The organism is uncultured Desulfovibrio sp. (assembly GCF_944327235.1).
Classification (GTDB): domain Bacteria; phylum Desulfobacterota; class Desulfovibrionia; order Desulfovibrionales; family Desulfovibrionaceae; genus Desulfovibrio.
Window position 1 is genome coordinate 17,646 of the sequence record NZ_CALVHE010000008.1, and the last position, 24,316, is coordinate 41,961.

Here is a 24,316-nt window from a genome sequence, read left to right on the forward strand (position 1 = left end):
ATGAAAATCACTTATGCGAGCCCCGCTTGTCCTCCGGGACGGCCTTGCCCCGCCTCCTGCATCTTCCCCCAAACAAAAGCGAGTAGTGCTGGCAGGCTCTACTCCTCCGCAGGTTCAGGCGTCTTGCAGACATCCACCCACTGGCCGCCGGTGAGGCGTTCCAGCTCGTCGAGGTGGAGCTCCACGGCGTTGTTGGGCGCGCCCGCCGCCGGATAGACCGGATCGAAGGCTCGCAGGCTTTCATCCAGATAGACCGGGACGCCCTCCGGCAGGGCAAAGGGGCAGACCCCGCCCTGCGGATGTCCCACAAGCTGTTCCAGCTCCGCGCCGGGGATGAAGGCGGCTTTCTGGTGGAAGCGATCCTTGAATTTACGATTGTCCAGCCGGGCGGTCCCCATGACCACGATGATGGCCGGGCCTTCCTTGAGCAGGACGGAAAGGCTCTTGGCGATACGTCCGGGTTCGCATCGCAGGGCCTGCGCCGCCAGTTCCACCGTGGCGCTGGAAACGGTGAATTCCCGATACCGGTCAGCCAGCCCTTGGGCGGCCAGTTGTTCCTTGACGGCGTCTACGCGCATGATGCGACTCCTTGTCGTACCCTCGTGGCGCGCGGGGAACGTAAGCCCTTCCCCGCGCGAAAGGTCATGCCACAACTGCGTGGCGGATCAGGCAAGTTCTGCGGGCAGCGGACCGAAGGCTTCTTCATAGCGACGGCGGAATTCGGCATAGGTGAAGTGATGGGCCTGCGTGCCGAGCTGCTCGATGGCGTAGCAGGCGCTCACCGCGCCCACCTTGGCCGCCTCCGGCATGGAGAGACCGCGGGAAAGGCCCTTGAGCAGTCCGGAGCGGTGGCTGTCGCCCGCGCCGGTGGGGTCTTTCACTTCGCCGCAGGGGATGGCCGGGATATGCACGTCCACGCCCTGCGCGTTGCGGATGCGCTGGCCCTTGGCCCCGAGGGTGGTCACCAGCCAGCCCGTGAGCTGGAGGAGTTCTTCCTCGGTCTTGCCGGTGGTCTTGCAGACCATGCTGATCTCGTAGTCGTTGGTGACGCAGGCGTAGGAGCCGGTGATGGCGTCCAGCAGGTCATCGGCGCTCAGGACAGGCAGTTGCTGGCCGGGGTCATAGATGTAGCGGACGCCCTTTTCCCGGAAGAAGCGCGGCAGGCGGCGCATGTCCTCCAGATTGCCGGGGGAGACGATGGCCCAGTCCTTGGCCGGGTCAAGATGCGGGAAGTCGTAGCTGGCGGGCAGGGTCATGGCCCCGGGATAGAAACCGGTGATCTGGTTGTTGTTGCGGTCGGTGGTGATGTAGCAGAGCGCGGTGAAGATGTCCGCATCCCGGCGGATGCCTTCCGTGGACAGACCCATTTCTTCGAGCGCGGCGGCATAGCCCGCAAAGTCCCGCCCGGCCGAGGCCACGATGAGCGGTTTTTCTTCCAGCATGGCCAGCGTATAGGCGATGTTGCCCGCGCAGCCGCCGCGCAGTTCGTTCATGTTGTCCACCATGAAGCTCACGCTGAGCGTATGCAGCTTGTCCATGAGCACATGGTCCTGAAAGTTGCCGTCAAAGGTCATGATGCGGTCGAAGGCCAGAGAGCCGGAAACGTAGATGGCCATGAGATTTCCTTACAGGGTTTGGAGGTGGGCGGCGTCATGCCGCAAGGGCAGGCTGTTCTCCCCGATCCAGTGCAGGAAGGCGGCATTGCCGTCCGTAATGGGCACGGCCGTTATGCAGGGCACCTCATGCGGATGGCGCGCCAGCACATGGGCGCGGAAGTCCGCGAAGGCCGCCCAGCTCACCTGAGCCAGCAGCACGATCTCCGCAGCCTGACAGACCTTGTCCTGCCAGCGGTAGACGGAGAGAGCGCCGGGCAGGATGTTTATGCCCGCGGCCAGTCGAGCTTCCACAAGCTCATGGGCCAGCAGCCGGACGGCCTCAAGTCCGCACGGACGTCGGCAAGCGGTCTCCGGCGCATCGGGAGCGTCCCGCAGACGGCCTTCCTGGGGAAAGGTGACATAGACGAGCAGCATGTCCGGGTCGTCGTTAGAGAGGGAATGGAGGACTGACCGATAGCACATCGCGGCGCAAAACAAAAGAGGCGGCCGCCCTCCTCCGTCACGGCAGAGAGCGGCGACGACGGTGGCGGATGGTTTGGCTGTCGCGGTAAATGACTTGTCCCTCCGAGATGCCTGTGGCATAGAAAGCGCATGAGCACCGGAACCTCCCTTCCCCGTGGCGCCCTGGCCCGCGCCGAAGCCGTCCTTGCCGCCCTGAGGGCGCGTTATCCCCGTCCGGCCACGCATCTGGTGGCCGCCAATGCCTGGGAACTGCTGGTGGCCACTGTGCTGGCGGCCCAGTGTACCGATGCCCGCGTCAACACCGTCACGCCCGAACTGTTCCGGCGCTGGCCCGGCCCGGCGGAACTGGCCCGGACCACGCAGGAAGAGCTGGAGTCCGTCATCCGCCCTACCGGCTTTTACCACAGCAAGGCCCGTAACCTGCTGGGGGCCGCCCGCCGCGTCTGCAATGTCTACGGCGGGGAGGTGCCGCCGCGCCTCGACGAGCTGATCACCCTGCCCGGCGTGGCGCGCAAGACGGCCAACGTCGTGCTGTTCGGCGCTTTCGGCATCAATGAAGGGCTGGCGGTGGACACGCACGTCAAGCGCATCAGCTACCGTTTGGGCCTGACCGCCCAGACCGACCCCGTGGCGGTGGAAAAGGACCTCATGCGGCTCTTCCCCCGTACGGAATGGGGCGACGTCAATCACCGCATGGTCTGGTTCGGGCGGGATGTCTGCCATGCCCGTTCCCCCCGCTGCGATGCCTGCGAACTGGCCGGCGTCTGTCCCCGGCGGGAACCCCCGCGCGAGGGACGCGGACGGACAGCGCCTGCCCGTAAAAGGCCCGTCGGATAAGCCTGTCCGGGCACAGGAATTTGATTTGCTGCCATTAAGCTGCCTGTAAAGCGGACGATAAGGTAGCCAGAAGCGCTTTACCGGAAGGGTCTGTCACATGAGCCAAGTCAGCCTGCTTGAAGCCAAAAACAACGAGCTGGAAATCATCGAATTCCTCCTGACGGAAGAACTGCCCGACGGTTCGACCTACACGGGGCACTACGGCATCAATGTCGCCAAGGTGCTGGAGATCATCCGTCTGCCGAGCATCACCAACATGCCGGGCAACAGCGATTGTTCCTCTCTGGGGACCTTCAATCTGCGCGGGCGGGTGCTTCCTCTGGTGGATCTGGCGGCCTGGCTCGGCAAGCGGCTCGTGCAGAGCGAGACCAACAAGGTGCTGGTGACGGAATTCTGCGGCGTGCAGGCGGCCTTCCTCGTTTCGTCGGTGACGAGCATCCATCGGCTGACCTGGGATCGCATGGAAGCTCCCAATGCCTACGTCCACAATTATTCGCGCGAATGCGTCACCAGCGTGCTGCGCATCGAGGACCGCGTCCTTTTCGTGCTGGATATGGAAAAGATCCTCGCCAGTCTCGATCCCTCGCTGGACATGAGCCATGTGGAAGTGGACACCACGCCCATCGAAGGCGCGGCCCACTATCACCTGCTGGTGGTGGACGACTCCTCTTCCCTGCGGCATATCATCCGTTCCTCTCTGGAAAAGTCCGGCTTCCGCGTGACGGACAAGGCCAACGGCAACGAGGCCTGGGAATTCCTGTGCGGACTGCGCGACAAGTGCGCCGGAACGGAGCACACTGTGACCGATGAGATCCAGCTGGTCATCTCGGACATCGAGATGCCGGACATGGACGGTCACAGCCTGACCGCGCATATCCGCAATGACACGAGTATGCGCAACATGCCGGTCATCCTCTTCTCTTCGCTCATCACCGAGGCCCTGCGCGCCAAGGGGGAACGGGTGGGAGCGGACAGACAGGTCTCCAAGCCGGACCTGCCGCGCCTCAACAAGATCATCAAGGAACTCATCACCGAGAAGTTCGGCAACCGGCATCTTGGCGGCTAGGGCCTGTTAACACTATTCGTTGCCTGTTTGGGGGGAAGGGAAACCCCTCCGCCAGCGCGGGAGCGGGTTTCCCTTCCCCCCACCCCCCCATCCCTTCCCCAGCGCGCTTTTACTGGGGGAAAAGTCAGAGACATGAGGCTCTCTCGTCCCAAAAGCAAGCGGCGTGTATACAGCCTGTTTGGATTATCTATTGAAATTGTTTGTAAAATTTGTGTTAACAGGTCCTAGAGCGTTTTGCCTTTGAAAAGGCAAAATGCTGCTGACGGATAAGAAAGCATGAAAAAAGCGGCTGCTTGATACGGCAGCCGCTTTTTTCATGTTCCTGTTGTGCTGTCCCCTCAGCGCAGCGGGCTCATCATGCGCATGAGATTGACGAACAGCCCTTCCATGCCGCGGATGAAGGTCGAGATATGCTCGGCCATGATATAGAGCAGCAGGCTCAGGAAGAAGAAACCCACCGCGATCTTGATGGGGAAACCGAATTCCATGATGTGGATCTGCGGCGAGGTGCGGGCCATCATGCCCAGCGCCACTTCCACGAGGAAGAGGGCCACCATGACCGGCGCGGCGATCTTGAGCGCCAGGACGAATACTTCGGCCGACAGGCGGATGACCTGATCCAGTACAGCTTCTCCCACGACCAGCCCGCCGGGCGGCACGATGCGGAAGCTGGCCACAAAGCCCTGTATCATGTAGAGGTGGCCGTCCAGCACCAGAAAGGTCAGGGCGGACACCATCCAGATGAAGAAGGCGGTCGCGCCGGTCTGGTTGCCCGTGAGGGGGTCGGCAAAGTTGATCATGGTGAAACCCATCTGGAAGCCGAGCAGCTCCCCTCCCGACTGGATGCCCATGAACAGGAAGTTGACCGCCATGCCCAGCACCAGACCGAGCACCACCTCGCCCAGCAGCATGAGCACCACCTCGAACGGGTGCTGCGGCATGACCGCGCCGGAGACCGAGAGATGCGGCCAGACGCCCAGCGTGAAGATGACCGAGATGGCCGCCTTGACGCTGATGGGGATATTGTTGGTGGAGAATATGGGCAACATGAACATGACGATGCTCACCCGCATGATGGTGAGTATCAGACTGAGCACTGTTGCCGGATCATAGGAAAAGATATTCATGCTGACATCGTGGCGTCCCCGTGCGTTGCCGGATGACGCATTTCAGGGCAGTGCCGCCGTCCGTTTTCCCCGCGGCGGAAGGGGGCCGCTCCGGTCCGTTCTCCGGGCGGCGGGACGGTCGTCCGTCCTTTTCCGCGACAAATCAGGCCGTGACCACGGTCCCCAGCGGCGCGTCCTCATAGAGGTAGCGCCGCAGGCTGCCGGGTTCGCGTCCGTCCAGGATGAGCGCCCGGCGACAACCGGCGTCGAGGGCGTGCAGGCAGGAGCCGACCTTGGGGATCATGCCGCCGCAGATGACGCCCTCGGCCATGAGGGCCTGGCTGCGGGCACGGTCCAGGGTGGGGATCAGGTGTTTCTCTCCGTCCAGTACGCCGGGCACGTCGGAGATGAGCACAAAGTAGTCCGCCCGCAGCGCTCCGGCCAATGCGCCGGCCGCGGTATCGGCATTGATGTTCAGCGGCTGTCCCTCGGCATCCGAGGCCACGGGAGCCACCACAGGCACAAAGCCCCCGGCCAGCAGACATTCCACAAGGGCCGGGTCCACCTTGTCCACTTCGCCCACGCGGCCCAGAGAGGGCTGCCGTACCGAGGCCAGCAGGAGACCGCCGTCCCGTCCGGAAATGCCCGCCGCGCGGACGCCGTGCGTGGCGAAACGGCGCACCACGTCCTTGTTGACCTGTCCGCACAGCACCATCTCCACGGCCTGCATGGTGGCGTCGTCCGTGACGCGCAGGCCGTTTTCAAAGCGGCTCTCGATATGCAGGCGTTCCAGCAGGGCACTGATCTGGGGGCCGCCGCCGTGCACGACCACGCAGCGGGTGCCCTCCGCGCTGAGGAAGGCCAGATCCTCGGCAAAGGCCGCGCACAGCGCTTCCTTGTCCATGGCATGTCCGCCGAATTTGATGACCACGGTACGCGACATAGGGCCTCCCTTGCTTGACATTTTGCGAGCGTAACCTGCCGTGCAGGCAAAAAAATGTGTAGCATCGGGGCCGCCGCCCTGCAAGCGCAATTGCCTTGCCGCAACAAATAGGATAGTCCAAGCCTCTGCGGCATCCGCCCGTCGCGACGGCAGCTTTCTTTCGTGCAACCCTGGGGGTCAGGGCGACATGCCACCGCCTGCCGCAAAGCTGCCTTATCCCGCACGGCGGCCCCGCCGGGAGCGGACGACGGACCTCGCATCCGTTGCGCGCGTTGCCGTCCCTTGTTCCCCGGCGTCCCTGCCGCCCGAAAAACAGCATTAGCGGGCGGTATGGTCATGCGCCCTGACCCTGGTTCCGGCGGCAAGGCCGCCCGAGGATTCCCCATGAACGTGGTTACCCGTTTCGCGCCCAGTCCTACCGGACATCTGCATATCGGCGGCGCGCGCACCGCCATTTTCTGTTGGCTGCTGGCCCGTCATTACGGCGGTCAATTCCATCTTCGTATCGAGGATACGGACCTCCTGCGCTCCAAACAGGAATACACGGACTCCATCCTGGCCTCCATGCGCTGGCTGGGGCTGGACTGGGACGGTCCCCTCAATTACCAGACGCAGCGCACCGCCCTCTATAACCAGTATGTGGACAAGCTGCTGGAGAGTGGACATGCCTACTGGTGTTCGTGCACGCCCGAAGAAGTGGAGGCCATGCGCGAGAAGGCACGGGAACAGGGACTCAAGCCCCGCTATAACGGCTGCTGCCGCGAGCGCAACCTCGGCCCCGGCGAAGGGCGTTGCGTCCGTCTCAAGGCTCCGCTTGCCGGGAAGGTGGTCTTTGACGACCTCGTCAAGGGGACCATCGCCGTGGACGTGAGCGAGCTGGACGATATGGTCATCCGGCGGGCCGACGGTATGCCCACCTACAATATGGCCGTGGTGGTCGATGACCACGAGATGGGCATCACCCACGTCATCCGTGGGGATGACCATGTTTCCAATACGCCGCGTCAGATCCTCATTTACGAGGCGCTGGGCCTGCCCGTGCCGCGCTTTGGGCATGTGCCCATGATCCTCGGCCCTGACCGGCAGAAGCTTTCCAAGCGTCACGGCGCGCGGGCGGTCATCGAATATCAGAACGACGGCCTGCTGCCGCAGGCGCTGGTCAACTATCTGGTGCGGCTCGGCTGGTCCCACGGGGATCAGGAGATCTTCACTAGGGAAGAGCTGATCGAATTTTTCGACGGCACCAGCCTCAACCCGGCGGCCGCGGCCTTCGACCCCGCCAAGCTGGAATGGTGCAATGCCCACTTCATGCGTGAGCTGCCGCTGTCGGAGCTGGCCGCGCTGGTGCGTCCCTTTGCCGAACAGGCCGGGTACGACATGACCGGACTGGACGACAGCCGCCTGGAAGCGCTTTGCCACATGTTCCGGGAGCGGGCCGCCAACCTCAAAGTGCTGGCGGAAAGCTTCGCTCCCCTGCTGACCCCTGCGGCCAGTCTGCCGCTTGACGAAAAGGCGGCGGCCAAGAACCTTACCGAGGCCGGCAAGGGACATCTGGCCGCCCTGCGGGAGGTCTTTGCCGCCTGCGACTTCACGCAGGAAGCGCTGGAAGCCGCCTTACAGGGCTATATCGAAGGCAACGGCCTCAAGTTCAAGGACGTGGCCCCGGCTCTGCGGACGGCCCTCATGGGTTTCATGGGCGGCCCTCATCTGCCTGAGATCATGGCTTTCCTCGGTAAGGATGAGACCCTTGCCCGGCTCGCCCGGGCGGCGGCCTGATCTTTGCCGGATGTCCGGCATTTTCGGAAGGGAGGCGGTCCGAGAGGGCTGCCTCCCTTTTTTGTCATGCAGGACTGTCCCCGCGGGGTGAGGGCTCCCTGTCCGCCTCAGGAGGCGTGCCGCCCTGCGGAATGTGAGTCAACCATTTTGTTTTATTGGAGAAAGGTGCTTTTTCGCCACTTGCGCCATGTTTCATGTGAAAACATGGCAGGTCACTCTCGTAGAAATTTCCATTTGCTGTATGACAGGTTAGGCCTTGCCAACACAAATTTTACAAATGATTTCACCTGATACGACAAATGGATCGTAAACGTTACGCTCGTTTTGGGGGCTGGGGCTGCCCTTCCCCCCAAACAGGCAGCAAATAGTGTTAACAGACCCTAAAAAGTTCGTGCCTGTGGACACGGACAGAACGATCCCCTTTCAGGGGCGGGCGCGTTGGTGCGGCGGGTGGAGGACGTGGCGTTAGCCTTTCGTTTCAGCGGAGGAGTTCTCGCCCGGCAGCAGGCGCAGTTCCAGAGAGGGGTCCACCGTCACCTCCCGGGAAAGCCATATCTTGTCCATGCGTACCGTTCCCGGGGCCGCGCCGCGCAGAGCGCGTATGTGGCGGACTTCCGCATAGAGTATGCGGGCGCGGGCGGCATCCCGCAGCCAGCTCTTGTTGGCGGCAAGGGCTCCGGCCTGCTCAAGCGTGCGTTCCGGGACGACCTGCCCGGCATGGGCGCGGCGGATGATGACGTGCGAACCGGGGCCGCCGTCGGCGTGCAACCAGATGTCATGGGGCGCGGCCAGTTTGCGCGCGGCCAGATTGCCCTTGGCGTCACGCCCGCGCAGGAGGACGAAACCGTCCTCACTCACAAAGAGCTGGACGTTTTTGGGCACGCTGGGCGGCAGCGGGAGACGGGTGTTTTCGGCAACGGCGTCCGCCGCTATCCCACCCCGCTGGGCGGCATCGCGGGCAGTCCGCAAGGCGGTCAGCTCCTGTTCGAGCTGGCGGCGGCGTTCCACGAGGTGTTCCTGCCCGCGTCGGCCCCGCCGCGCGGTGTGGAACAGGCGAGCCATGTTGTCACGCAGGTTGTACCGTACATCAAGGGAGATGCTGCGGGCCGGGCCGTGACCGCCGTCGGGGACCTCCACCCGCTCCGCCCGGAAGTCGGCGGGCCAGCGCCAGCAGTTTTCCTGCAGGGCCAGCGCGTCAGGCTGGGCGGCGCACATGCGCGCAAGGCGGGCCTCTTCTTCCTCGAGCTTGTCGAGCAGGCGCTCCAGCTTGCGTTCGCGGCGGGTCAGCGGCAGTGCCGCCGTCTGCGCGGCCTGATGGGAAAGCGGATCCAGCACGAGCAGTTTCCCGGCCTCTTCCACGGCTTCCAGCACGTCTTCCCGGCATGTCTCCTGCCAGCATCCGGGCTGCTGGCCCAGCAGCGCCGCAGGCAGCGGCCAGGCGCTGAGGCGACAGGCTGGTCCTCCGGACGCGGGCGCATCGGCGCGGCGGTAGAGGAAAAGGTCGCCGTCCCCGATGCGCAGATCTTCCAGCAGGGCCTGCTGGTCCAGAGGATCGTCGTAGAGCAGGAGCGTCCGACGCAGGGCCGGGGTCAGCACGGGCCACTCCTGCCAGTGTGCGCAGGCTTCGGCAAGCTCGTGCGGCTCAGGCCAGCGCAAAGTGCCCTCCTGCGGTTGTTCCTCCGGCGTGCAGAAACGCAGGGCCGGGCCTTCCCGCAGATCGAGCAACAGCCAGATGCTCATCCCCTCGGGAGCATCCGCCGCTGCCTGCGACTGTCCGCCCATGAGCAGCCAGAGCTGCCGCTCGGCAAAACGGGGCACGCAGGCCGCGATGCGACGGCCGAGCGTGTACTTGCGTAAACGCATGACAGGCGCTCCCGGCGCTTTCCCGGCCGTCAGGCGGCGGTTGGTGAGGAAGAGGAAAGGCTCCTTGCGCCGGGCACACAGACAGAGCTGTACCTTGCGCTCCGTCTTGCGGTTGGGCAGGGTCAGACTGAAACAGACGAGCCCCGGCAGGGGCTCCTGGATCTTTTCCAGCCAGGCGCCCTCCAGACGGGGAAGGGCCGCGCGGCAGAAGCGGAAAAAAAGGTGTGCGTCCATGCGAGATGTGGGCGGCTCGCCGCCGATGCGTGCTCAGGGCAGGGCCAGCGCCAGGGCGGGCGATCTGCCGGAAAAAAAGGGCGGCCGCCGTCTTCGGCAGCCGCCCGGGAAGCTAATCGCCACGCAGGGTCTCGTCTTCTTCCTGCTTGGCCTTGCAGTTGATGCAGAGTCGGGTGACAGGGCGGGCCTTGAGGCGCGGCACGCCGATCTCTTCCCCGCACTCTTCGCAAATGCCGTAGCTGCCGTCTTCGATACGCTGCAGCGCGGACTGGATTTTGCGGATAAGGCGGCGTTCGCGGTCGCGGATACGCAGGGTGAAGGAACGGTCCGATTCGGCAGTGGCCCGGTCGGCCGGGTCAGCGAAAACTTCGTTGCTGTCGGTCATCTCTTCCAGCGTGCTGTCGCCCTTCTGCTGCGCTTCTTCGAGCATCTGGTTCAACAGATTGCGGAAAAATTCCAAATCCTTGTGATCCATGAAACCTCCCGGGAAGCAAACTGTCGCCTCCCTAGTCAGGGTAAGCTGAACTGACGACTTCTACAGGGTAAATGATACTTTGTAAAGCCGTCGTCTGCCGTCAGATATGTCTGCCGGAGACTCAGTCGGTTTCTTCTTCCTCAACGCCGTCAGGCTGCGGGCCGCACGGCGCTCCGTGCAGACGGATCTTCTGCTCGGCCCGTATGGCTTCGCGGGCGGGCTCCCAGAGCGGTTCCTGCCAGAAGCCTTCACGAGCGGGCATGACCCTGCCCTGCCAGCTGCCTGTCTGTCCTTCGGCCGTGTGCCATTGCGCCCGGACGCCCACGCCGTCCCCGGCCTCGGCTTCGCGCACGGCCCGGCCGGAATACGAGGCCATGAGAGCGGCGGCCGCGGCAAGGATATGGTCGGGCCACCGGGAGGCCAGACGGCCCACGGCCAGCGGGCCGGGGATGTCGGCAAGGAAGATGCGGGCGTCGCCGGGCCGCGTGGCGGCCTGCAGGGCCTGATTGTCGCCGCTGTTGCGGCCGATAGCCAGCCAGTAGCGATCGCCGTTTTCCTCATGCCAGAACTGCCGTCCCAGATTGGCAAGCGCGAAGTCGCCGCTGTCGGGTGCGGGCAGATGGGCCAGTACCGGCCAGTAGCGGCGGGCGTTTTCCTTTTCGGTCAGTTTGCAGCCGCCGCCGGGGGTGGGGATGTCCGTCAGGCCGAAATGCCGGGCAAGTTCAAGCTGGGCATGGCGGCCGCGTCCGCTGATGGCGGGCAGGCGCTCCCGGTCCACGAGGCCGCTTGTTTCCATGGGCGTCGGCTCCAGCAGACGGGCGCTGAGGGGCCGCAGGAGGATGTCGCCCACCCCGGCCTCCCGCCGGATGACATTGAGCACGTCCCGCCGCTGGGACATGGGACGCTGTCCGAGCACTTCCCCGGTGGCCAGGAAGCAGGCTCCCACCTCTTCCATGTACCGGCGTGCCCGGCGCAGGAGGAGGATCTTGCAGTCCACGCAAGGATTGAGGGTCTTGCCGAAACCGTGCGCGGGGCGCTCGCGCAGCATGGCGCAGAAGTCGTCAGCGACATCCAGCGCGTCGATGTCCAGCGCGTGGCGACGACGCCAGCGCGGGACGGCGGAGGGTTCACCGAAAAAGGGAGAATGGCAATGCAGGCAGCGGACGCGCAACCCCTGCTCTTCCAGGACCTTGGCGGCCAGGATACTGTCCAGACCGCCGGAAAACAGCACGATGGCCTGCGGGGATGGTGACATGTCGGGATGATGTGGCATGTCGCCTTGTACGGGATGGACGGGGCGGATGGCAAGCGAAAAGGCCGGTCAACGACGCTCCACCCACCATTGTCTGTCCACGCGGCCGTACCACCAGCGGTTATGGTCGGCGGTCAGCAGTTCCTCGGCCAGCTCCTTTGCCCAGGGGGTCCGCAGGCGCTGTACCGCGCTTTCCAGCCATTGGGCCGCAAAGGCGTTGCCGCGGTCCAGCTCGGCCTTGAGATTGCAGATCAGGTCCAGCTGATCGGCGTCGCGGGCCAGCCGGGCCTCCAGCGTCTCACGGGCCTCGAATTCGTCGTATACGGAGAGGACCTCTTCCTCGAGACCGGTCCCGTCCACGGCATCGGCCAGCGCATCACGGGCCCGGCAGGTGTCGTAACGATGATTGACGTAGTTGAAGTCCCCGGTCCGGGCCTCGTGCAGATCGTGCAACAGGCAGAGCTCCAGCACCCGCCCGGCGTCGGCCCCGGCCAGCCGGGCCAGGACGAGACCGATGACGCTCATGCGATAGCTGTGCTCGGCCACGCTTTCCCTGCCGGAACCAAGGAAGGCATAGCCGCTGCGGGGGGTATGCCGCAACATGCCCGCCTCGTGGAAGAGATCGGCCAGCCGGGCGCGCCGTTCCGTATCCAGAGCGGGCGCGGGCTGTGTGGTGCTGTCGTCGTTCATGGCTTCTCCGTGGACGTGCGCGGTCGGCATCATTCCATGCCGTACTTGCGCAGCTTGTTGTGCAGGGTGGCGCGCGTGATGCCCAGACGGCGGGCGGCTTCGCTCTTGTTGTCGCCGGTCTGGCGCAGGGTCTCCTCGATGGCGCGGCGTTCCACGTCATCGAGCTTGAGCCCGGCCAGCGAGCCGTCGCCCTGCTCGGTCGTCAGTTCGGCCGGGAGCGGCGCGTTGAGGGCCCCGGAAACGCCCTGCGGCAGCTCGCGCAGCGTGATCAGATCCCCCGTGCAGAGGATGGCGGCGCGCTCCACGGCATTTTCCAGCTCCCGGACATTGCCGGGCCAGGGATAACGCAGCATGGCGTCCAGCGCCTGCGGCGAGAAGCCCTTGATGGCCTTGCGGTTCCGTTCGGCATAGCGCTGCAGGAAATGTGCGGCCAGCAGGGGGATGTCCTCCGGACGACGGCGCAGGGGCGGGACCTCGATATTGATGACGTTCAGGCGGAAATACAGGTCCTCGCGAAAGCGCTTTTCCGCCACTTCCGTCTGGAGGTTGCGGTTGGTGGCGGCGATGACGCGCACGTCCACGGTCAACGGCTTGTCCGAGCCCACGCGCTGCACCTCGCCCTGCTGCAGGGCCCGCAGGAGCTTGGCCTGCAGGGCAAGGGGCATCTCCCCTATCTCGTCCAGGAAGAGCGTACCGCCGTCAGCCTGCACGAAGCGCCCTTCCCGGCGCTTGTCCGCTCCGGTGAACGCGCCGCGCTCATGGCCGAAAAGTTCGCTCTCCAGCAGGTTTTCGGCAAGGGCCGCGCAGTTGACCGTCACCAGCGGCCGGGAAGCCCGCTCGCTGGCCATATGTAGGGCGCGGGCCACCAGCTCCTTGCCGGTGCCGGATTCGCCGTTGATGAGCACGGTCGCCTCGGTGGGGGCCACGGTGGCGATGATGGACCGCAGCTCCTCCACGGCCGGGCTGCGGCCGAGGATCTCCGGTCCGGCGGCGGCCTCGGTGAGCTGGCGGCGCAATTCGCGATTCTCCACGCTGCACTGCGACTGTTCGATGGCTTTTTGCAGGCACTGGCGCAGGGCGTCGAAGTCCAGCGGCTTTATGAGGTAGTCGCTGGCGCCGAGCCGCAAGGCGTCCACGGCGGTCTCCACCGACGAATACGCGGTCATGAGGATGACCGGCAGGGCCGGATTATACGCCAGTATGCCCTTGAGGGCGCTGATGCCGTCCATGCGGGCCATGCGGACATCGGTCAGCACGGCATCGTAGGGTTGGGCGCGCACGGAGGCCACGGCGGCTTCGCCGTCGTCGGCCTCGTCCACCTCGTAGCCCCAGGAGCGCAGCATCATGCGCAGCATACCGCGATGGGCGTCGTCGTCATCCACCACAAGAATACGGGAACTCATGCCTTCTCCTTGACGTTGTGCCGGTCTTCCTCGGCCACGGGGAGCCGCAGACTGACGACGGTCTCGCCGCGCCGTCCGTTTTCCGCCTGACGGGAACGAACGGCCACGCTGCCGCCGTGGGCCTCCACGATCTTGTGGACGGTGGCCAGTCCCAGTCCCGTGCCGTGCCCCTTGGTGGTGAAGTAGGGATCGAAGATATGCCGCAGGTTCTCGGGAGCGATACCGTGGCCGTTGTCCGTCACGTCCAGCCGCAGCATACGGCCTTCACGGGCAATGTCCAGCCGCAGGCGCGCCTGCCCTTCCAGCGGCTGGTCGTCCGCACCGCCCTGCAGGGCATCCAGCGCATTGAGGCAGATGTTGAGCAGGGCCTGTCCCAGCCGGTCGGGGTCGATGCTGGCCGGCGGCAGGCCCGCCGCGGCCTCGCTTTCCAGCTCGATATGATGCTGGGCGGCATCCTGCCGGATGAGACGCAGCACATGCCCCACCACATCTTCCAGCCGGGCCGGACGCAGGTGGATGTCCGTGGGCCGGGAAAGGCCGATGAGATCCGTGATGACGCGGTTGAGCCTGTCCACCTCGCGCACCATGACCTCGGCGGCCTTGCGGTCGTCGCTCTCTTCGGGGAAACGCTGGCCGAAATAGGTGGCGTATCCCTTGATGGAGCTGAGGGGATTGCGTATCTCATGGGCCACGCCGGCGGCCAGCGTCCCCACGGCGGCCAGCTTTTCCTTGCGGCGCATCTCCTCTTCCAGACGGCGCACCTGCCCCTCGGCCTTGCGCAGGCCCCGGCGGGACTGCCGGGCGCGTTCGGCATAATACAGCGCCACCAGCAGCGCCAGACCCACCAGCAGCGCCACGCCCGCCAGGATGATCATATAGTCCCTGTCCTGACGGCGGGTGATGTCGAAGGGGGACGGGTCGAGGCCCAGGAAGATGACCGGCGTGGGGAAGCGCCCCACAAGCTCGGGCGGGGGCGGCATGAACTGGCGGTAGACCACGAATACCGGCTTGTTCTCCATGTGCAGGAAGCCGTAGCGCATGTTGCCGTCTGGATGGAGCTCGGCCATGCGGGCCTCGTCCATCTCGCGGCCGTCGAGCAGCAGGATCTCCCCTCTCCGGCTGCGTTCGCTGTGGGCGAGGATGGTGCCGTCCGGCATGGTCACGGCGATGAAACGTACGTCGCGGCTGTTGCCCAGCGTATCCAGCAGGCTTTGCAGGGGGATCCCCGCCTGACTGCGCAGGCCCAGCCCGAGGACGCGTTCCAGCGTCCCCACGAGCGTGGAGCCTTTTTCCGCCAGCAGACGGCCCATGGCATCCTCGTTGCGGTGGATGGATCCCACGGCCAGCAGGGCCACGATGAAAACAAAGATGAAGGCCGCCCCGCCCAGCACGAGACCTATGGGCGGCGCGCTTCCCTGCGGCTCATCAGCCGCGGACGGCGAGACGGCGGGGGCATCCTGTAAAGAAGGGCGTGTCATGGACAGAGTATATGCACGGAGAGCGGCACTGTCATCCGGGCAGCGAAAATTTTAGCGTTACGGGGCGTATGCGCTGTTCCCGCCGCCGTGGAGGCGTCCTTCTGGCGTGATTATTGCAAAATATTTTCATCCGGCCGGACTTGCACGGGCAGCGTGCTTGTTGTTATGCAAAGACTGAGGCCGTATTCTGTTCAAGGATTCGACGATGCAAACTCTGGTGATTGTTTTGCTGCTCCTGCTGAGCCTGACCCTGCCGTCCGCCGCGCTGGCCGGCGGTCATGGTCATGGCGGCGGGCATCGGCAATATCGTGATGTGGAAGAGTGGCTGTCCGAACTGCCCGCGGAACAGCGGGAACGTGCTCGTTCCATACTGGATGAGGAGCGCCCCGCCATCGAGGATCTGCGGGCGCGTATCCACGCCAAGATGGATGAGCTGGACCGCCTGAGCTATAATGCCAACACGCCTTCGGACGCCCTGCCCCGGCTGGGTTGGGAACTGCAAAAATTGCGGGACAGCCTGCGTGGTCAGTACCGGCGGGTGCGGGAACGTCTGCAGGTCGAGGCGGGCGTAATCTTCCCCGTCAATCGGGGAAGGGGCTGCCGAAGCATGATCAAACCGGCTTTTCCGCAATAACGCATTGCGGAAAGTGCCGCACCTCGCTACATTTTTTGAAGTTTGCGCCATGAGCCTCCGTTTCCTGCGGGAACGGAGGCTTTTTTAGGGCCTTTTGCCGTTGAAAAAGGCAAAAGCCGAGGCGGCGGACAGCGCCGTCAGGCCCAAACCAGGCAGAAACCGTATCTTCCCCGCGAAACGACAGACCGCATGGTTTGGAAGGCGAAGCGTTGCAAACTGGAAATGCTCTGGTATGAGCGCCCTGCCTCGGCGGCAGGCCGCGCGTTCTTCGTCGCTGTTTCCTTTGGGTTAGGCTACGCTTTCAAAAGGAGCGATCCCGGACGGACGTCCCCGTGGGGCGGAGATAGGCCGTTTACCGCTGTCTGCATCGGCAGGGCGTGCGAAATTTGAACAGGTGTTTAAAAAATGAACACGGCCGGGCCGAAGGTGTACAAATAGTGCGCAGTATGCGGGGGCTGGGGCGAGATCGTGCCGGGCCTTTGAGTAAAAAGTCAATTTAATATATTGATATTAAAGAATAAATAATGTTTGGCACGCGGGTTGCTAAAAAGAGGGCGAAGGCGACGAGTACGCCGCCTCCTCAAAAAAGAAGACAACAGAATACAGAATACAGGAGACAGGATGACGACCCTGATGGTTGCCGCGGCAGTTCTGGTCATGCTGACCCCCGGCATACGACGGGCGGCATATCAACCGCAGGAACGACGCGTTTCGGGCCGCCGCTGACAGGACGTTTTCTCAAGGAGTATACAATGAGCAAGATGTTGATGATCCCCGTACTCATGGCTGTGATCGCCGGCGGCAGCCTCTTTGCTTCCGAAAGTTTTGCCGCACAGGGTCATGACGTTTTCGATAAGGGAGCGATCTCCTGCCCCGGCAGCTCCGATATGGCCAGTGGCCTTGAAGCGGGCTGGAGGGGACACGGCGACCATCATGGCGATGGTCACGGATGCTGAAACAGACTTTTTTCCCGCTGACAGGCGATATTATTTAGGAGCAGATGATGAACAAGAAGCTGATGATCCCCGTGTTGATGGCAGTTCTCGCAGGCGGCAGCCTCATGACCACTGAAAGTTTTGCCGGTCCCCATCATGGCGGCCCCCGCCACGGCGACGGCTACGGCCCCGGATATGACGGTCGCGGCCCCGGCATGGGCCCCTGCTACGGCGGGCCCGGATATGACGGTCCGGATTTCCGTGGCGGCTGCCCCGGCATGGGCTGGGGACACAAGGGACATCATGGCCACGGTTTCTACCGCGCCATGTCGCCTGAACAGCAGGCTGCCTTTGACAAGATCGTCGATGATTTCAGCCCGCGCATGGAACCTCTGCGTGATCAGATATTCGTGAAGCGGCAGGAACTGCGCGCCCTGCGCAACGCCAGCAATCCCGACGTGAAGCTGGTGCGCCAGACCGCCGAAGAGCTGGTCAAGCTGCACAATCAGATGGCTGATCTGCACGATGAGATGATGGACAAGATCGCCAAGGAAGTGGGCTTCCCCGACAGGCCCGGCCGTCCGGCCAAGGCTCCCGGAGCCGCCGAGGAACGCGTCCAGCAGTAAACGACGACACAACGATATAACGCGCAAAGACACGCATTTCGTGAAACTTCCCGCCAGTGGCGGAAAGCATACATCCTCCTCACACTCGTTCAGTAACCTTCAACCAATGACAACTCCTCCTCACAAGAACAAGAACAGAAACCTCTAACCGTTGGAACATCCTCCCTCTCTCGCGCAGGCCGCCGTCCCCCCGGCGGCCTGTTGCGTTTCATCGTCCCGCCGTCTCGGCCGGTCCGGAGCCGGGAGGCCGCTCTCCTTGGAGTATTTTCAACGGCCTGTCGTTTCGTGAAAAAACGCGGTCATTCCGCGTGGTTTGGGCCGGGCGGCGCTGTGCCGCCGCCTCGCATTTTGCCTTTTTCAACGGCAAAATGCTCTATCGCCGCACATCTTCCTGTACGTCGGCGGCATCGAGCAGGCGCGGGGCCTGCGCGCCGCCATCCCCGGCGGCTTCGGCGGGATGCTCCGTCGGACTGACCGCCGCGAGCGTCTGTTCCCTGATGTCCGGGCGACTGCGCCACTGGGCGAATTTGATGCGCCAGTCGGCAAACTCATGCGGCGTGCGCTCAAGGATGCTCTCCTGTTCCTGCAGCCAGTTGTTGAACAGCTGCAGCCGGAACTGGAAATCCCGGCTGTCCAGTATGGTCGCGGCCGTGCCCTGCGGGATGCTCCGCCCTTCCAGCTCTTCCAGCACGAAGCGGCAAACGGCCTCGCGGGAGTTTTCAAAACTGGCTTCCCGGCCGTCCACGAGCCGGGCCAGCGGCAGGAGGTGGCTTTCCCGTTCGGCCAGACGCTGCCGTGCGGCATCGTCAAGGCGGATCAGCAGCCGCGGTTCATCGTCGGGGCCCTCCCCCGGCGATTCCTCAAGAAAGGAGAAACGCAGCCAGCTTTCAAACATGACCGCCTCGAGTATGCGTTCCGCCGCGTCGGGCATGGGGTCCTTTTCCTGTGTCATACAGCTCTCCTGTTATGATGTGCGCCCAGTGTAGGGAGGGGGCTCCGCCGTCGTCAAGGGCATGTCTGACCGACTTGGTCGCGGGTGGCCGTGCGGGATGGGATGGGCCCGGCCTCTGGAAGGTCCGCCGCCTTTATGCTAGCTTGGAAAAATGATTGATTATGCCAAAGCGCTCAATGAGGCGCAGTATGCGGCCGCCACCTGCGGCGACGGCCCGGTGCTGGTGGTGGCCGGTGCGGGCAGCGGCAAGACGCGCACCATAACCTACCGGCTGGCCTGGCTGGCCGAGCGGGGCGTGGCCCCGGAATCCATGCTCCTGCTGACCTTCACCCGCAAGGCCGCACAGGAGATGCTGCACCGTGCGGGCCTGCTCTGCGATCACGCGCTGGCCGGCGTGCAGGGCGGCACCTTCCACGCCTTCGCCTACGGCATCCTGCGGCGTTTCCGGCCGGAATGGCTCGGTGACCGGCCCTTTACCGTCATGGACAGCGCCGACATCACGGCGGCCGTCAAACATTGCAAGGACGCGCTGGGACTGGGCAAGGGGGACAGGGCCTTCCCCAAGACGCAGGCCATCGTGGGCCTGTTGAGCAAGGCCCGCAACAAGGAATTGCCCCTTGCCGAGATCCTCCAGCGGGAAGCCTTCCATCTGCTGCCCTACGCCGACGGCCTGACGGAGCTGGGCCGCCGCTATGACGCCTTCCGGCGGGAAACGGGCGTCATGGACTACGACGATCTGCTGTTCGAGCTGGAGGCGCTCCTGCGGGAGGACGCGCGGGCGGCGGAGCTCCTGCGCTCGCGCTATCGCCACATCCTCGTCGATGAGTATCAGGACACCAACCTCGTCCAGGCCCGCATCGTTCGTCTGCTGGCCGGTCCGGAAGGCGAAGCGCCGGGCAACGTCATGGCCGTGGGGGACGAGGCCCAGTCCATCTATGCCTTTCGCGGGGCCAATGTCCGCAATATCCTGGATTTCCCCAAACTGTTCCCCGACGCGCGCGTCATCCGGCTGGAAGAGAATTACCGCTCCACGCAGCCCATCCTGGCCGTGGCCAACAATCTGCTGGAACACGCCGCCGAATCCTTCCGCAAGACGCTCTTCACCCGTCGCGAAGGCGGCAGTCCCGTACGGCTGGTGACGCCCTTCAGCGACAAATCGCAGGCCCGGCTGGTGGTGGAGCGTATCCGCGAGCTTTTGCAAACGCATCTGCCGCATGAGATCGCCGTGCTGTTCCGGGCGGGCTTCCATTCCTTTGCGCTGGAGATGGCGCTCAATCAGGCGGGTATCGCCTTCCGCAAGTACGGCGGCCTGCGCTATACCGAGGCCGCCCACGTCAAGGATGTCATCGCCTTCGCGCGTCTGCTGCTCAATCCGCTGGACATGTCCGCATTTGAACGTCTGGCGGCCCTGCATGAGGGCATTGGTCCCAAGACCGCGCAAAAGCTCTACGAGGCCGCCGCGTCCGGCGATACGGCGCGCATGGCCAAGGCCTTCGCCCGGCATGGCGCTTTTCGGGCGGACATGGAATTCATCGAGAGCCTGCGGGCGCGCCCGCAGACCCCGTCCCTGACCCTGGCCGCCATCCTGGAGCAGTACCGGCCCCTGCTGGAGCTGCACTATCCCGAAGACTGGCCCCGGCGGCAGCAGGCTCTGGAAGAATTGCTGCAAATGGCTGCCGGATACACGGAGCTGGATCTCTTTCTGGCCGACCTTGCGCTGGAATCCCCGGAAGAGGAGGAAGGCGGCGGAGAGGACCGCATCACCCTTTCCACCATCCACTCGGCCAAGGGGCTGGAATGGAACGCCGTGCTCATCATCGATCTCGTGGAGGACCGGTTCCCTTCGCGTCATGCGCTGGCCCGGCCGGAGGACTTCGAGGAGGAGCGGCGGCTCATGTATGTGGCCTGTACGCGCGCCCGGCAGCAGCTCGATCTCTATGCGCCGGCCACCATCTTCAGCCGCGCCGAGCAGGGCATGACCCATGTGAACCAGAGTCCCTTCGTGCGCGAGATGGGACCGCAGCTTGCCGAACAGTGGCTGGAAGGTTTCGGCGGCGGCCTGCACCGTCGGGAAAGCGGTCTCGGCACGCAGCGGGAAATGGGGAGCATGTCCGACAGCCGTCCGTCCGCTCCACTCCGTCCCGCTGCCGGTCTTTTCCGGGGAAAGGGTCGTGTGTCCTCGTCTCCCGCCGACGGCGGTGAGGACTGTCAACTGCCGCCGGAGGAACGCCTTTCCGCCGCGCCGTCGCCTGCCGCGCCCGCGGCGGCGTCCGCAGGCGAGTCCCGACTGCCGCGAGGCTACTGCCGCCATCGCATCTTCGGGCGCGGCAAGGTGGTCCGCCATCTGCCGCCGGACAAGGTGCAGGTCAATTTTCCCGGCTTCGGTCTCAAGGTCATTCTTGCGGAATATCTGCTCATGGAGGACGACTAGATGCCCAAACCCGCTTCGTCCGCATTGTCCGAGGACGCCATCCTGCAACTGCTGGCCCGCCATTTCCCGGCGACCCACCCTTCCCTGCTGCTGGGACGCGGCGACGACTGCGCCGTGCTCCGGGGCGGGCAGCCCCTGTGCGTGAGCACGGACCTCTTTCTGGAGGATGTACACTTTCGCCGTTCGTATTTCACCCCGGAAGACATGGGGCACAAGGCGCTGGCCGTCAACATCAGCGACGTGGCGGCCTGCGGCGGGCGACCACTGGCCTTCACGCTGGGGCTGGGCTTGCCGGACTATGCGGACATGGACTGGCTGGACATCTTTTTTCGCGGTATGGCCGCACTGGCCGGACGGCATCGCATGGCGCTGGCCGGGGGCGATCTTTCCCGCAGCGACAGGCTGCACATCTGCATCACGGTCTGGGGCGAACCGCTGAGCGACGGCGCGCCCTTCCTGCTGCGCGGCGGGTCCATGCCCGGCGATTGTCTCTTTCTCGTGGGGCTGCCGGGACTGGCCCGTGTGGGCCTGCAGGAGATGGAAGCCCACGGGCGCGCGGCTCTGGAGCATTGGCCCGCCGCCTGCGCCGCGCATCTGCGGCCGGAGCCGCAGGTGGATGCCGGTCTCATGCTGGCCCGCGCCGGTCTCAATGCCCGCCCGCCGGCACTGATGGACCTGTCCGACGGCATCATGCGCGATCTGCCGCGCCTGCTGGGCATCAGCGGCGCGACCGGGGCCGCCCGCACCGAAGGGGCCGGGCTGGGGGCCTCGCTGTTGTTGCCGCAGGGCCTGCTCCATCCCGAGGTGGTGCGCCACGCCCTGCAGGAAGGTAAAAATCCCGTCCACGAGGCCCTGCTCGGCGGGGAGGACTATTGCCTGCTCGGCTCCTGCGCGCCGGACATGCTGCCGGTGCTGCATACGGCCATCCCCAATTTCCACAGCATCGGCGTGGTGACCGATATCCCCGTCATCGAATGCAACAACGAGAATCTTGCCGGTCTGCACGGCTTTGACCATTTTGCGCCGGAAAAGGACTGAAGATGCACGCGACGCCCCTGCCCGACATCCCCGCCGCCCTGTGTGGTCCGCTGCTGTCCTGCTGTCGTGAAGCCTGGTGTACAGGTGGCCTGCTGGGCTTCAACGGCAATGCCAGTCTCCTCTGGGACAGCCCGGACGGCCCGCGCGTGCTCATGACCCGGTCCGGCGTCTGCAAGGGCCGCATGAGCGCCGCGGACATCTGCCTGCTGCACCCGGACGGTCGTCTGCTTGCCGGGGGGCCGTCCTCGTCGGAAGGAGCCATGCATCTGGCGGTCTATGCCGCCCGCCCTTCCTGCCGGGCCATCCTGCACACCCATCCGCCGCATCTGCTGGCGCTGGGCATACGGCTGGCCGACCGCATGGAGGATCTCCTGCGGCTGCCGTTGTACGAATCCGAAGTCTGGCGGGCGCGTCTGGGCGTGGCCCCGCCGCAGGTCCCCGGCTCACAGGCGCTGGCCGATGGTGTCGCAGAACAGGCGCGGCAGTTCCCCGCCGTCTGGATGAGTGGACACGGCCTGTGCGCCTGCGGGGAAACGCTCGAAGAGGCGCTGGGCCTCACCGAACAGCTTGAACATCTTGCGTGGATACAGCTCTTGAGCGGTATCTGAGAAACGAAAGGAGGCCAGCCATGACGACGGCAGCTCCCTGCGGGACCGCTCCCCGTACCATGCGGCGCGTGAAGATCACGGTGCTCAAGACGACGCTGGATCGAGAACTGGCCGACCAATACGGCATACCCGGACTTGGTCTCTGTCCCATGCATGAGACCGGACAGACCTTCGTTGCGGACTACGCCAAGCCGGACGGCTTGTGTGACGAGGCCTGGAAGGCCATATATCAGTATGTGTTCGCTCTGGCTCACGGCGCGGAGAGCGGACTTTTCTACTACGGGGACTGGATAGACAAGCCGGGCGTGGCCATCGTCTGCTGCAATGACGGCTTGCGGCCCGTCATCTTCAAACTGGAAGCCACGGATGCGGTCTCCGTGCCGCCCTCTTCCGAGTCGGAAGCGGAGGGTGGAGGCGAATGCCGTTGAGCCGACAGGAGCGCCTCCGTCCGGCCCTGCCCGCTGACTGGCCGGGACTGGCGGCCCTCTGGCGGCGCAGCGTGGAGGCCACGCATCACTTTCTGCAGGCGTCCGATCTTGAGAGCATCGGCGCGGCCATGCTGCGCGCCTATCTGCCTGCCATGCGGGAACTCTGGCTGCTGGAGCGGGAAGGCCGTCCGGCCGGGTTCTGGGGCGGCGATGCCCTGCGGGTGGAAATGCTCTTTGTGGACCCGCCGTTTTTCGGACAGGGCGTCGGTTCAACCCTGCTGCGTCATGCCTGTGCGGGCAAGCGGCGCGTGGAACTGGATGTCAACGAACAGAACGCGGGGGCCCGTGCCTTTTATGCCCGTCAGGGTTTTCGGGTGTGCGGCCGCTCGCCGGTGGACAACGACGGCAGGCCGTATCCTCTGCTGCATCTGGTGTGGGAGGGCGACGGCAGGCGCACATCCTGACGCAAGACCCCCATCCCTTCCCCAGCGGGACACGAGGGGACCCCGCCTCTATGGCAAGCGGCGCGTGGACGGAACATAGGCTTATCTGTCGAAATTATTTGTAAAATTAGTGTTGGCGGGCCTTGGGACGAGGTATTCCTCTTCTCTCATCGGCCTTTGCGGTCTTTCAGCACTCGCTTTGCGGCGGCAGATGGAGCAGGCGTTCCAGTTCGGCCAGCGTGGCCGCGCCGTCCAGCCCCTGTCTGCGGGAGAGTTCCGGCAGGTTCTCCACCGCGTCGCAGGGGCGCACATAGAGCGGCTCCACATCTGCGGCAAAATAATCGCCGTGCCGGGCCAGCAGACAAAGGGCCTCTTGCGTGGGCTGGATCAGGCGCGGCAGCGCGGCCAGATCATGCCGTTCATCCAGTGGCGCAAACAGGGCATTGCGCGCCAGCGCGCTGCCGCAGACCAGCGGCAGCCCGGCCCGGCTGTCCGCCGGTTCATGCTTTGCCCTGTCCGTCACGGCGGCGTTGACGGCTTCCAGAGCCTCGGCCGGGGGCAGGAGACGCACTTCCGCCGTGGCGTAGGCCGGGATGACCGGCCCATACGCCATGAACGGCTGATAATGCACAAGATTGCGCCGGGCATGAGTGAGCACATGCACCTGTCCGCCCCAGAGCATCCCCCGCGCCATGACGGCAGAGGTGGCCAGCGCCTGCATATAGTCCAGTCCGGCCAGACGGGCCTTCCCGACCCGGCGCAGGGCGGCCGCGGTGGCCAGCACCAGCCGGATGCCGGTAAAGGAGCCCGGTCCCCGGACGCAGGCGATGCGGCGCAGGTCCGACGGCCGGATCTCCATCCGTTCCAGCATGTCCGCCAGAGCGGGCGCCAGTATCTCCGTGGCGCGTTCCGGCCTGTGCCATTCCTGCGCGGCCAGCGGACGGCCGTCTTCGGTCAGGATGATCTGCAAGGCCCCTTCGGCCGCATTGAGGATGAGTTCCGGTCCGGTACCGCTCATGC

24 protein-coding genes are annotated in these 24,316 nt (G+C 64.7%); 11 read left to right on the forward strand and 13 right to left on the reverse strand.

Annotated features, from left to right (window positions below):
• Positions 1-98: 98 nt before the first annotated feature.
• The 3 genes from Q0K00_RS02420 to cutA form a co-directional block, all read right to left on the reverse strand.
• Complete coding sequence (locus tag Q0K00_RS02420) at positions 99-578, reverse strand: YbaK/EbsC family protein (protein ID WP_297227112.1); 480 nt, start codon at positions 576-578, stop codon at positions 99-101.
• An 87-nt stretch (positions 579-665) separates the two neighbouring features.
• Positions 666-1,616 (reverse strand): carbohydrate kinase family protein, encoded by a 951-nt coding sequence (locus tag Q0K00_RS02425; RefSeq protein ID WP_297227113.1) that lies wholly within the window; start codon positions 1,614-1,616, stop codon positions 666-668.
• Positions 1,617-1,625: 9 nt separating this feature from the next.
• The gene (gene cutA, locus Q0K00_RS02430) at positions 1,626-2,030 is read right to left on the reverse strand and encodes a divalent-cation tolerance protein CutA (RefSeq protein ID WP_297227114.1); all 405 of its coding nucleotides are present in this window, start codon (positions 2,028-2,030) and stop codon (positions 1,626-1,628) included.
• A 177-nt stretch (positions 2,031-2,207) separates the two neighbouring features.
• On the opposite strand from cutA, the gene nth reads away from it, so the two are divergent.
• Positions 2,208-2,915, forward strand: a complete 708-nt coding sequence (nth, locus tag Q0K00_RS02435; protein WP_297227115.1) for an endonuclease III — start codon at positions 2,208-2,210, stop codon at positions 2,913-2,915.
• 97 nt (positions 2,916-3,012) lie between these two features.
• On the forward strand, positions 3,013-3,981 hold the full coding sequence (locus Q0K00_RS02440; RefSeq protein ID WP_297227117.1) for a chemotaxis protein: 969 nt from the start codon (positions 3,013-3,015) through the stop codon (positions 3,979-3,981).
• Positions 3,982-4,319: 338 nt separating this feature from the next.
• Here the strand turns inward: Q0K00_RS02440 and fliR are convergent, their stop codons facing one another.
• Positions 4,320-5,108 carry a flagellar biosynthetic protein FliR gene (gene fliR, locus Q0K00_RS02445; RefSeq protein WP_297227118.1) on the reverse strand — a complete coding sequence of 263 codons (789 nt, stop codon included), beginning with the start codon at positions 5,106-5,108 and terminating at the stop codon, positions 4,320-4,322.
• A gap of 142 nt (positions 5,109-5,250) precedes the next feature.
• Entirely contained in the window at positions 5,251-6,030 is a 780-nt protein-coding gene (gene argB / locus Q0K00_RS02450) for an acetylglutamate kinase (protein ID WP_297227119.1), read from the reverse strand.
• Positions 6,031-6,414: 384 nt separating this feature from the next.
• Here argB and gltX point away from each other — a divergent pair, with 384 nt between their 5' ends.
• Positions 6,415-7,806 (forward strand): glutamate--tRNA ligase, encoded by a 1,392-nt coding sequence (gene gltX / locus Q0K00_RS02455; RefSeq protein WP_297227120.1) that lies wholly within the window; start codon positions 6,415-6,417, stop codon positions 7,804-7,806.
• 465 nt (positions 7,807-8,271) lie between these two features.
• On the opposite strand, the gene Q0K00_RS02460 is transcribed toward gltX, so the two are convergent.
• The 6 genes from Q0K00_RS02460 to zraS form a co-directional block, all read right to left on the reverse strand.
• Positions 8,272-9,903, reverse strand: a complete 1,632-nt coding sequence (locus Q0K00_RS02460; RefSeq protein ID WP_297227121.1) for an NFACT RNA binding domain-containing protein — start codon at positions 9,901-9,903, stop codon at positions 8,272-8,274.
• A 112-nt stretch (positions 9,904-10,015) separates the two neighbouring features.
• The gene (dksA, locus tag Q0K00_RS02465; protein WP_297227122.1) at positions 10,016-10,378 is read right to left on the reverse strand and encodes an RNA polymerase-binding protein DksA; all 363 of its coding nucleotides are present in this window, start codon (positions 10,376-10,378) and stop codon (positions 10,016-10,018) included.
• 121 nt (positions 10,379-10,499) lie between these two features.
• Positions 10,500-11,651: a tRNA(5-methylaminomethyl-2-thiouridylate) methyltransferase gene (locus Q0K00_RS02470; RefSeq protein ID WP_297227124.1), complete on the reverse strand. Its 1,152-nt coding sequence runs from the start codon at positions 11,649-11,651 to the stop codon at positions 10,500-10,502.
• A 48-nt stretch (positions 11,652-11,699) separates the two neighbouring features.
• A complete protein-coding gene (locus tag Q0K00_RS02475; RefSeq protein ID WP_297227125.1) occupies positions 11,700-12,320 on the reverse strand; it encodes an HD domain-containing protein in 621 nt (206 codons plus the stop codon).
• Between the two features lie 29 nt (positions 12,321-12,349).
• Positions 12,350-13,723 carry a sigma-54 dependent transcriptional regulator gene (locus tag Q0K00_RS02480; protein ID WP_297227126.1) on the reverse strand — a complete coding sequence of 458 codons (1,374 nt, stop codon included), beginning with the start codon at positions 13,721-13,723 and terminating at the stop codon, positions 12,350-12,352.
• Complete coding sequence (gene zraS / locus Q0K00_RS02485; protein WP_297227127.1) at positions 13,720-15,201, reverse strand: two-component system sensor histidine kinase ZraS; 1,482 nt, start codon at positions 15,199-15,201, stop codon at positions 13,720-13,722. Before zraS ends, Q0K00_RS02480 begins: the two co-directional genes overlap by 4 nt.
• A 205-nt stretch (positions 15,202-15,406) precedes the next feature.
• Here zraS and Q0K00_RS02490 point away from each other — a divergent pair, with 205 nt between their 5' ends.
• The 3 genes from Q0K00_RS02490 to Q0K00_RS02500 all read left to right on the forward strand — a co-directional run bounded on the left by Q0K00_RS02490 (position 15,407) and on the right by Q0K00_RS02500 (position 17,396).
• Positions 15,407-15,835, forward strand: coding sequence for a periplasmic heavy metal sensor (locus Q0K00_RS02490; protein ID WP_297227128.1), 429 nt, complete (start codon positions 15,407-15,409; stop codon positions 15,833-15,835).
• 752 nt (positions 15,836-16,587) lie between these two features.
• On the forward strand, positions 16,588-16,791 hold the full coding sequence (locus tag Q0K00_RS02495) for a hypothetical protein (RefSeq protein ID WP_297227129.1): 204 nt from the start codon (positions 16,588-16,590) through the stop codon (positions 16,789-16,791).
• A gap of 47 nt (positions 16,792-16,838) precedes the next feature.
• Entirely contained in the window at positions 16,839-17,396 is a 558-nt protein-coding gene (locus Q0K00_RS02500) for a periplasmic heavy metal sensor (protein WP_297227130.1), read from the forward strand.
• Positions 17,397-17,769: 373 nt separating this feature from the next.
• Here Q0K00_RS02500 and Q0K00_RS02505 read toward each other — a convergent pair whose 3' ends face one another.
• Entirely contained in the window at positions 17,770-18,348 is a 579-nt protein-coding gene (locus Q0K00_RS02505) for a hypothetical protein (RefSeq protein ID WP_297227131.1), read from the reverse strand.
• Positions 18,349-18,499: 151 nt separating this feature from the next.
• Between Q0K00_RS02505 and Q0K00_RS02510 the strand changes: the two genes are divergently transcribed.
• Genes Q0K00_RS02510 through Q0K00_RS02530 form a run of 5 tightly spaced genes read left to right on the forward strand, consistent with a single transcriptional unit; the run spans position 18,500 to position 23,317 of the window.
• Positions 18,500-20,779, forward strand: coding sequence for an ATP-dependent helicase (locus Q0K00_RS02510; RefSeq protein WP_297227132.1), 2,280 nt, complete (start codon positions 18,500-18,502; stop codon positions 20,777-20,779).
• Positions 20,780-21,817, forward strand: coding sequence for a thiamine-phosphate kinase (gene thiL / locus Q0K00_RS02515; protein ID WP_297227134.1), 1,038 nt, complete (start codon positions 20,780-20,782; stop codon positions 21,815-21,817).
• Positions 21,818-21,819: 2 nt separating this feature from the next.
• Entirely contained in the window at positions 21,820-22,425 is a 606-nt protein-coding gene (locus Q0K00_RS02520; protein ID WP_297227135.1) for a class II aldolase/adducin family protein, read from the forward strand.
• A 20-nt stretch (positions 22,426-22,445) separates the two neighbouring features.
• Complete coding sequence (locus tag Q0K00_RS02525) at positions 22,446-22,853, forward strand: TIGR04076 family protein (RefSeq protein WP_297227136.1); 408 nt, start codon at positions 22,446-22,448, stop codon at positions 22,851-22,853.
• Positions 22,844-23,317 carry a GNAT family N-acetyltransferase gene (locus Q0K00_RS02530; protein ID WP_297227138.1) on the forward strand — a complete coding sequence of 158 codons (474 nt, stop codon included), beginning with the start codon at positions 22,844-22,846 and terminating at the stop codon, positions 23,315-23,317. The genes Q0K00_RS02525 and Q0K00_RS02530 overlap by 10 nt, the downstream gene beginning before the upstream one ends.
• A 166-nt stretch (positions 23,318-23,483) precedes the next feature.
• On the opposite strand, the gene tsaB is transcribed toward Q0K00_RS02530, so the two are convergent.
• Positions 23,484-24,314 (reverse strand): tRNA (adenosine(37)-N6)-threonylcarbamoyltransferase complex dimerization subunit type 1 TsaB, encoded by an 831-nt coding sequence (tsaB, locus tag Q0K00_RS02535; RefSeq protein WP_297227139.1) that lies wholly within the window; start codon positions 24,312-24,314, stop codon positions 23,484-23,486.
• Positions 24,315-24,316 lie beyond the last annotated feature (2 nt).

Excerpts from the sequence above, each read along its gene's own strand:
- Q0K00_RS02420 (WP_297227112.1), bottom strand. The coding sequence starts at position 578 with ATGCGCGTAGACGCCGTCAAGGAACAACTGGCCGCCCAAGGGCTGGCT.
- Q0K00_RS02425 (WP_297227113.1), bottom strand. The coding sequence starts at position 1,616 with ATGGCCATCTACGTTTCCGGCTCTCTGGCCTTCGACCGCATCATGACC.
- cutA (WP_297227114.1), bottom strand. The coding sequence starts at position 2,030 with ATGCTGCTCGTCTATGTCACCTTTCCCCAGGAAGGCCGTCTGCGGGAC.
- nth (WP_297227115.1), top strand. The coding sequence starts at position 2,208 with ATGAGCACCGGAACCTCCCTTCCCCGTGGCGCCCTGGCCCGCGCCGAA.
- Q0K00_RS02440 (WP_297227117.1), top strand. The coding sequence starts at position 3,013 with ATGAGCCAAGTCAGCCTGCTTGAAGCCAAAAACAACGAGCTGGAAATC.
- fliR (WP_297227118.1), bottom strand. The coding sequence starts at position 5,108 with ATGAATATCTTTTCCTATGATCCGGCAACAGTGCTCAGTCTGATACTC.
- argB (WP_297227119.1), bottom strand. The coding sequence starts at position 6,030 with ATGTCGCGTACCGTGGTCATCAAATTCGGCGGACATGCCATGGACAAG.
- gltX (WP_297227120.1), top strand. The coding sequence starts at position 6,415 with ATGAACGTGGTTACCCGTTTCGCGCCCAGTCCTACCGGACATCTGCAT.
- Q0K00_RS02460 (WP_297227121.1), bottom strand. The coding sequence starts at position 9,903 with ATGGACGCACACCTTTTTTTCCGCTTCTGCCGCGCGGCCCTTCCCCGT.
- dksA (WP_297227122.1), bottom strand. The coding sequence starts at position 10,378 with ATGGATCACAAGGATTTGGAATTTTTCCGCAATCTGTTGAACCAGATG.
- Q0K00_RS02470 (WP_297227124.1), bottom strand. The coding sequence starts at position 11,651 with ATGCCACATCATCCCGACATGTCACCATCCCCGCAGGCCATCGTGCTG.
- Q0K00_RS02475 (WP_297227125.1), bottom strand. The coding sequence starts at position 12,320 with ATGAACGACGACAGCACCACACAGCCCGCGCCCGCTCTGGATACGGAA.
- Q0K00_RS02480 (WP_297227126.1), bottom strand. The coding sequence starts at position 13,723 with ATGAGTTCCCGTATTCTTGTGGTGGATGACGACGACGCCCATCGCGGT.
- zraS (WP_297227127.1), bottom strand. The coding sequence starts at position 15,201 with ATGACACGCCCTTCTTTACAGGATGCCCCCGCCGTCTCGCCGTCCGCG.
- Q0K00_RS02490 (WP_297227128.1), top strand. The coding sequence starts at position 15,407 with ATGCAAACTCTGGTGATTGTTTTGCTGCTCCTGCTGAGCCTGACCCTG.
- Q0K00_RS02495 (WP_297227129.1), top strand. The coding sequence starts at position 16,588 with ATGAGCAAGATGTTGATGATCCCCGTACTCATGGCTGTGATCGCCGGC.
- Q0K00_RS02500 (WP_297227130.1), top strand. The coding sequence starts at position 16,839 with ATGAACAAGAAGCTGATGATCCCCGTGTTGATGGCAGTTCTCGCAGGC.
- Q0K00_RS02505 (WP_297227131.1), bottom strand. The coding sequence starts at position 18,348 with ATGACACAGGAAAAGGACCCCATGCCCGACGCGGCGGAACGCATACTC.
- Q0K00_RS02510 (WP_297227132.1), top strand. The coding sequence starts at position 18,500 with ATGATTGATTATGCCAAAGCGCTCAATGAGGCGCAGTATGCGGCCGCC.
- thiL (WP_297227134.1), top strand. The coding sequence starts at position 20,780 with ATGCCCAAACCCGCTTCGTCCGCATTGTCCGAGGACGCCATCCTGCAA.
- Q0K00_RS02520 (WP_297227135.1), top strand. The coding sequence starts at position 21,820 with ATGCACGCGACGCCCCTGCCCGACATCCCCGCCGCCCTGTGTGGTCCG.
- Q0K00_RS02525 (WP_297227136.1), top strand. The coding sequence starts at position 22,446 with ATGACGACGGCAGCTCCCTGCGGGACCGCTCCCCGTACCATGCGGCGC.
- Q0K00_RS02530 (WP_297227138.1), top strand. The coding sequence starts at position 22,844 with ATGCCGTTGAGCCGACAGGAGCGCCTCCGTCCGGCCCTGCCCGCTGAC.
- tsaB (WP_297227139.1), bottom strand. The coding sequence starts at position 24,314 with ATGAGCGGTACCGGACCGGAACTCATCCTCAATGCGGCCGAAGGGGCC.